The organism is Streptomyces sp. NPDC059534, from assembly GCF_042743475.1.
Lineage (GTDB): Bacteria > Actinomycetota > Actinomycetes > Streptomycetales > Streptomycetaceae > Streptomyces.
The window spans coordinates 1-7186 of the sequence record NZ_JBHWAQ010000090.1 but is presented as its reverse complement, the minus strand read 5'-3'; the positions used below and the strand labels follow the sequence as shown (position 1 = coordinate 7186).

Genomic DNA, 7186 nt, shown 5'->3' with positions numbered 1-7186 from the left:
GGCAGATCTTCCGCAGATCCCGCATCAGCCCCAACCGCATGACCGTCATCACCAAAGCCGTCCTCACCCTGGAGAGGCAACGCTGAAAACGCTCACTAGGTCCGGCGTGAGCAGGCCGATCGCGGCGAAGGCGCCGCCGGCGAGCTGACCAGCGCCGAACGCGAGGAACGGCGGCGCCTGCGCAGGCAAGCTGATCGAGCGTCAGATGTACGGCCGCGCGAGCTTCCCCCTCTTCCGCCACCGCATCCTCCTTGGCTGGCCATACCCTCCGTCACCACCGACTACGGAACAGACCCGAACGATTGACAGACCCGCCGCGGAGGGCGGAGGCGAAGAGAGTGAGCAGGTCATGCCATTGGGGGTTTACGGCGAACTTGGTGAGGAGTCTGCCGGTGCGAGCGGCAGTGGTATTGGTGACGAACCAGGGGGGCTTCGGGGAGATGGATGTGTCGCCGAGCAGTACGGATCGTGGTGCGGGACGGAAGGGGCCGGTGACGACAGTGCGTTCGGTGTGGTCCAGGAGGAGAGCGTTGTGGACGGTGCCGATGCCGCTCTGGACGTCGTCCAGGGTGTGGCCGGGGAAGGCTCCCCAGGTGGCGCGGGGTGTGGCGTAGCCGACGCCGGTCCAGGCGTTGACGGCGATGGTGCCGTAGCGCAGGTCGGCGATCGCGCCGCGGAGGCGGCGGCCGAGGGCTTTGAGGGTGTTGGGATGAGCGATGATGTTGGCGCCGAGGGTTCCGCGGAGCCGATCGTTGGCGGCGGTGACAGCGGCGCCGAGGAACTGCGTTCCGGTGCCGGGCAGTTCGGTGACGCCGAGGACCGGCCCGAAGTACTCGGTCGTGAAGGCGGACTCGCTGTCGTCGGTGAGGTCCAGGCCGGTGAGGAGGGTGCGTTCCGGGGTGCCGCCGGGTTTCTCCGCATGACCGGGGTGGAGGCTACGGGCGTCCTGGACGCGGGCCTCACAGCTGGGGTACCAAGCCGGACGGGCTGGCGCGGTGGCGAGGGCCCGACGGAGCGCGGTGAGAAAGGCGCTCTTCTGGGGCCAGTCGGAGCTGAGGATGAGGATCTGGCCGGCGATGCAGTTGCAGCCGCTGTTGTGCAGTCGCATGGTGGCGACGTGTTCGGCCTGGTAGCGCAGGTCTGCGTCGGACCACTTTCCCGGCAGGACGATGATCGGGGAGACGCCGCCGAGTTCGCTGGTCATGGGCTTGGCCAGCTTCGGTGTGCCCGCGGTCTTGGCGGCCGTCGCCGTCTCGCCGGTTCCCCAAACCACGGCGTCGTGGGTGGCCTCGCTTCCGGTCATGTGCACGGCGGAGATCCCGGGGTGCTCCGTGAGCGCAGCACCCACCTCGGGTCCGCCGGTGACGATCTCGAGCAGGCCCCGGTCGATGAGCGGCTTGAAGACCGCCCGGTAGACGTCGGCCAGCGGGTCGGTGGTGGGGTTCAGCTTGAGGACTGCCGTGCGGTTCTCGGCGTACAGCTGGTACAGCACGTCCAGGGGCGGAATGGAGAAGATGTTACCGGCGCCCAGGATCAGGGCCACACCCCTGGTCTGTCGTGGTGTCCGCTGGGTGAGGCCGGCCGTGGCCCGAAGCTGGTCCTCGGTGACGCCGGGGGTCGTCCAGACCTCGGCGTGGAAGCCGCTCATGAGCAGCTTGTCGTAGGTGTTGTAGGGCAGGACCTGGACGGCGAGCCGGCCGCCCGGGGCCCGGGTGATCCGGGTGCCGGCGAGAACGTCAGCTCCCTGGTCGAGGCGTCGAAGGGTTTCCTCGAGTGCCTGGAGGTAGGTGAGCACCGCATACGGGCCGCTCATCCATTCCTCTCCGACGAGTGGGGAGGTGGGGTTGAGCTGCTTGATCCTGGCCGCGATGCGAACCCATTCGTCGGCGACGGCCGCGGTGGCGGCCGCCACATTGAGGAGCAGCTCGCGCCGTTCGTCCAGGTAGGTGCGGGCCCAGACACGTTCGCCGGAGGCGAGCCGTGCGACGAGGGCGTCGGGGTCAAGGTCGGAGGTGGCGGGGGTGGTGTTCATGGTGGGGGGCCTCGTTCACGTGTCGGGGGTTAGGAGAGCTTGGGGAGGATCTCGTCGGCGACGCGGTGACCGGATTCAGCGGCTCCGTCGATGTAGCCCGCCCAGCGGGTGGCGGTCTCGGTGCCGGCCCAGTGCAGCGGGCCGACCGGACGGCGCAGCGCCGGGCCGAAGCGAGTGAGGGTGCCGGGCACGGCGAAGGCTCCGTAACAGCCGCGGCTGTACTCCTCCTCCGCCCAGTCACGTTCGATGTAGGCGATGGGGTTGCGGGCCCGGGGGCCGAAGTAGCCGACGAGGTCGTTGATCACCTGGGCGCGGCGCTCGTCGGGGTCCATGCGTGCGCCGGCGTCGGCGTGGCGGCCCTCGAGGAAGCCGACGAGCACGCCGCACGAGCCGTCGTGGGGGGTGTTGTCGAGGACGGTGCCGAACGGGCGGTGGGTGCTGTTCGCCTGGCCACTAAGACCCGCATGGCGCCAGAATGGCTCATCGTAGGCGACGTTGACCTTGATGACCCGGCCCATCGGCATCCGCTGGACGAGCTGGTCGCGGTCACCGGGGAGGCATGGCGTGAAACGGATGCGGGCGGCGAGCGGCGGCGGGACAGCGACCGCTGCCCGCTGGGCGCGGACGGTCAGGCCGCTGCGCGTGGTGACGCGGACGCCCGAGGTCGCTGCGGGCTGCCAGTCGATGTCTGTGACGGGGGCTTCAAGGACGACCCGGTCGCCGAGATCCTCCGCCAATTCAAGGGCGATACGCTGTGTTCCGCCGACGACACGGTCCTGCTGGGCCCCGCCGGCGATGTTGATCAGCGGGTCGAGGCCGCCGGCGGCGCCGACGTAGAAGGCGACCCAGAGCGCGGACATATCCTCGGGCTCGGCGGAGAAGACTGCCTCGACGATCAGCCGGAAGAACTCCCGGCCGCCCGCAGTGCGTGCGGTTCTCCGCAGCCAGGTGTCGAAGGTCTGCCTGTCCAGCTCCTCGGCCTGGGGTGCCCGCCACGGATCGGTCGCGGCGATCTGGCGCGCGATCCGGTCCAGGCGGTACTGGGCCTGTCCGATGTCGGCGAGGAGCAGTGGGTTGAGCTTGGGAATCCGGCCCGTGTACTGGGAGCGGGTAGTGCCGAACTCTCCGATGTGCTCACCGTCGCCGTAGGTCGGGTAGGTGCGCAGGCCCAGTTCCCTGATCAACTCTATGGCGTGGTGCTGGGTCGGACCGACCCACTGCCCGCCCACTTCGACAGGGGCGCCACCGGGCAGCTCTTCGTTGAGGAGCCGGCCTCCGACACGGTCACGTGCTTCCAGGACCATTACATCTGCTCCGTTCCGTACGAGGTTTCGGGCGGCCACCAGGCCGGCCACTCCGGCTCCGATGATCACGACGTCCGCTGACTTCTCCATCACGTCCACCATTCAAGTAGAGTGCGTCTAACATACGCAACGTATGTGATATTCATGGCGTATGGAAACACTGCGCGAGAAATACGCGGAGAACACGCGCCGCGCCCTGCTAGCCACGGGCCTGCGTCTCTTCACCGAGCGGGACTACGCGAGTGTCTCCGCGGAGGAGCTGGTACGTACCGCCGGGCTGACCCGGGGCGCGCTCTATCACCACTTCGGCGGCAAGCCCGGACTCTTCGAGGCCGTCTTCGAGGAGCTGGAGCGACAGGCCACCAAACGCATCCGGGTGGCGATCACTCCCGTACCCGATCCGCGCGGGCGTGCCTACAGGGCGGTCGACGCGTTCCTCGACGTCTGCGCCGAACATGCCTATCGACACATCGTGCTCCAGCAGGGGCCGATCGCCCTGGGCTGGCAGCGGTGGCGTGAACTGGATCAGCTCCACCTCGGCGGCCTGGTCCTCGACATCGTGAACGCCGCGCTCAACGCCGGCCGCCTGCGACCTCACCCGGCCAACCTCGTCGCCATAGCGCTCTACGGCGCGCTCACCGAGCTGTCCATCACCGTCGCGGAGACCGAAGAGCCCGATCAGGCCCAGATGCAAGCGGCGGACCTTATTCGTAATCTCATCGACGGGGTGGTGACTGACAGCGGCCCGCCGTCGGCGTGACCGCCCCAGCTCCCGCCGTCACCCGCCGGCGGCGGCGCTTGTCCGGCTTTTCGGGCTGTGGGTGCCGGGCGAACCAGCGGGCGACGGGCCCGCGGTCACTCCGCAGGACCACACTGAGCAGGATGGTCGCGGCCGTCACCTTACGACCTGGGGAGCAATGTTCTGGGCTGAGGTCGGGCCGTGACATGTGAAGGGCCGCACGGGTTAGGAAGGTTGTGAAGCAATCCTAGGCCCGTGCGGCCTGTTCCCATCCTGCCTTGTCTGGTATCTCCCGCCAACATCTCGGCGAGTTGATCGAAGAACTGGCCCCGAAGTGGGCGGCGGTGCGTGAGTCAGTTCTGTGTGAGTGGCGTGGCGGGGACCGGCGCCGGGCGGCTGGTGCCGGCCGTAAGCAGAAGCTGGTCTTCACCGACAGGCTGCTAGTCAGTCTAACAATACCTCGAGGAGGGCTCGCCCCGACCAAGTGCCGAGACGACGTCGGAGGTGAGGACCGAGGTGTCGAAGACGCCCAGCCGGAACGATCCGGCGAGAGGCGGGGTGACCTGGCTGTTCATGACCGGAGACTAGGACCTTGGTAAGCCCGGTGGTGAGCGTTTTCCGCAGAGTCGGCCTCGCTGCCGCCGTTCTGCGGCAAGCTCTCCAGGGCCCTGCTCCACGCGTCCCCGGCCCGGCCGGCCCCGGCGGAGGACGATGGAGGCATGGGCGAGCATGACCAGGACCAGGACGTCGTTGCCGAATCGGCGCGGCTGCCGCTCACGACGGCGCAGGCCCGGGAGGTGACGGCCGGGCTGCGTGAGGCGATGGACGATGTCCGGCGCTCTGTGGCGGGGCTCGCCGCCCGGGTTCGCGACGCGCACGCCGCTCGCTTCTGGGTGCGCTGCTCGGGCACGGCAGCTGGGAGTCCTACTGCGCCGTGGAGTTCGACATCTCCCGCGCGCAGGCGTATCGGCTCCTGGACATCGCTCGCGCCCTGGCCGCGATCCACGGCGCCGTTTCCGCCAGCACCGAGACGTCTCGCACGCTTTTCCGGCCTGTGCCGTAACTGTTCGGGATGTCCGTGTTGCCTGTGACCACGGACATCCCGTGCTCGTTTGCCGACCGGCGTCGTGGTGTTCGCCATGTCCAGGCAGGTCGGCACGGAGGGCAACGTGGCACACAGGCTGTCAATCGGTCAGCGCAGGGTGCAGGAGATCACCAACGGGGACGACGGCGATCATACACGATCGTCCAGCCTGCCGGTGGCGTACATGCGGGGGCCGAGCGGTTCCTGTCACAGTACGCGGGTACGGGGTCGGACTGGCCGTACACGTACCTACTCGTCGACCATCTGCGATGGCTGGAGCACGAGAGACTGGCCCCGGAGAACGTCGGCTTCCGGGACCTGGAGCGGTACGTGGGCGCGGTCGGGGCGAAGGTCGCCGCCCCGCTGAGGTCGCCGTGGCGGGTTGGCAAGCGGCTGTACGGCAACAGCGCGCTGTCCTCGGCGGCATTGTGTCTGAAGGGCTTCTACCTGCGGAAGGCCGAGCTTGGCATCAACACCGAGTTGGCCGAGACGCTCGACAAGCAGCGGATGCCGACCCGACAGGACCGGGACCGCGCCCTGCTGGGCCACATCACGAAGGACATGGAGGCCAACCCGCTGGCGCCGCGCAGGATCCGCCGTCGGCATCCGAAGATGCTGCCGGACGACGCCCGCGGGCTGATGCTGGCCGTGGTGAAATCGGCCCGGGACCGGCTGGTCGTCGACTGGCTCAGCGACGGGGGATTCCGCGTCGGAGAGCAGCGCGAGCTGCACCTGTGCGACCTCCACCTGCGGGAAGGGGCCCACTGCGGCGAGTGCCGCACTCCGCACGTCCACGTGTGTCATCGCGAGGGCCTGCCCAACGGCGCCGGGGCGAGGACGAAACGGCCCTGGGAACTGACGGACGGCACCATCCGGGCGGGCTCATCAAGCGGGCCAGCCCGGCGATGATCCACGCCTATTTCGACTACCTCACGGGCGAGTACCCTCGCGGCACCTCCCACGGGATGCTCCTGGTCCAGCAGCACGGACCGGGCCGGGGCCTACCCTGGGCCCCGGAAGGCGTCCGGAAGATGATCGCCCGGGCCCCAGCCCGGGCGGGGCTGGGCAGGATTCGCCCTCATGGCTTCCGGCACTCCTTCGCGACCGCGGCCCTCGATGCCTCTGATGGCAACCTCGTGGTGACCCGGGATGCCGGCGGCTGGGCCTCCGCCCAGGTGGTCGACGAGATCTACGCCCACGTGGACGTCAACGACCCCGTCTTCAACGCGGCGCTGCTGAAGACGTGGGTTGATTGACAATGGGCACGAAGTCCCCGATCCGGCTGCTGGCCGACCCGGTCCACGCCCGTCGCACTCGCGACAGGCTTGAAGTGCTGACCACTCTGCTCGGCGGCCCGTCGGCCGATCCGCTCTACCACGGCTCCGTGATCGAGATCCCCGCGGACCACCCCGTCTATCGCTGGGGCTGCAAGGTCGCCAGCTGCGGAAACGCCCAATCTTCACGCAGAGACATCTGCAGTCCCCATGAGAGGGAGTCGCTGCGCGCCCGGCGTGAAGGTGTCGCGCGTCGCGCTTTCCTCAGCGAGGCCGGGCCCGCCGAGGTCCGGCGACCCGATCCCGCGGCAGGCACGCTCGACCTCCGGGGCCTGCCGCCCCTGACCAGGGCCGAGTTCCAGTGGGGGTTGTTCGCCCACACGCAGCAGGCATCCCGCCATGGCTGGCACATGAACGAGCTCCGCGCCGCCGTCCGCTTCCTCCAGGACCACCGTGTTGCATCGCTGTTCGATCTGGCGTCGGCTGGCGAGCCCGTTCCCACCCGCTTCGCCGGTCTCCTGCGCGAGACGTCCACCGAACTGCGGATCGTCTACTTCACCCCGGAGGAGACCAAGGAGGCCGGATACATCGAGACCGAGCGCTTCGGGGTTCGCTTCCATCGCTCCCGCAGCGATTTCAATCTCACACAGGTCTCCCAGTGAACCGCTCCGGTGTGTTCGGAGACTTCATTTCGTGAGGAGATGGAGTCCATGTCACGTCCTTTGAGGAACTATCCGGCCGAGTTACGCGAGC

6 protein-coding genes and 1 pseudogene are annotated in these 7186 nt (G+C 68.6%); 5 read left to right on the top strand and 2 right to left on the bottom strand.

Features of this window, described 5'->3' with window-relative positions; translation table 11 throughout:
• Window positions 1-86, top strand: a pseudogene (locus ACFVZH_RS39565) (IS5/IS1182 family transposase); the annotation flags it as partial.
• 185 nt (window positions 87-271) lie between these two features.
• On the opposite strand, the gene ACFVZH_RS39560 reads toward ACFVZH_RS39565, so the two are convergent.
• Complete coding sequence (locus ACFVZH_RS39560) at window positions 272-2032, bottom strand: aldehyde dehydrogenase family protein (protein ID WP_384905394.1); 1761 nt, start codon at window positions 2030-2032, stop codon at window positions 272-274.
• Window positions 2033-2061: 29 nt separating this feature from the next.
• On the bottom strand, window positions 2062-3426 hold the full coding sequence (locus tag ACFVZH_RS39555) for a flavin monoamine oxidase family protein (RefSeq protein ID WP_384905396.1): 1365 nt from the start codon (window positions 3424-3426) through the stop codon (window positions 2062-2064).
• 61 nt (window positions 3427-3487) lie between these two features.
• On the opposite strand from ACFVZH_RS39555, the gene ACFVZH_RS39550 reads away from it, so the two are divergent.
• From ACFVZH_RS39550 to ACFVZH_RS39535, 4 genes are all read left to right on the top strand, one after another.
• On the top strand, window positions 3488-4096 hold the full coding sequence (locus tag ACFVZH_RS39550; RefSeq protein ID WP_384905392.1) for a TetR/AcrR family transcriptional regulator: 609 nt from the start codon (window positions 3488-3490) through the stop codon (window positions 4094-4096).
• A 1393-nt stretch (window positions 4097-5489) separates the two neighbouring features.
• Window positions 5490-6068 (top strand): hypothetical protein, encoded by a 579-nt coding sequence (locus ACFVZH_RS39545; RefSeq protein WP_384905390.1) that lies wholly within the window; start codon window positions 5490-5492, stop codon window positions 6066-6068.
• Window positions 6065-6415: a tyrosine-type recombinase/integrase gene (locus ACFVZH_RS39540; protein ID WP_384905388.1), complete on the top strand. Its 351-nt coding sequence runs from the start codon at window positions 6065-6067 to the stop codon at window positions 6413-6415. Before ACFVZH_RS39545 ends, ACFVZH_RS39540 begins: the two co-directional genes overlap by 4 nt.
• A gap of 2 nt (window positions 6416-6417) precedes the next feature.
• Window positions 6418-7095 carry a hypothetical protein gene (locus ACFVZH_RS39535; RefSeq protein WP_384905386.1) on the top strand — a complete coding sequence of 226 codons (678 nt, stop codon included), beginning with the start codon at window positions 6418-6420 and terminating at the stop codon, window positions 7093-7095.
• Window positions 7096-7186 lie beyond the last annotated feature (91 nt).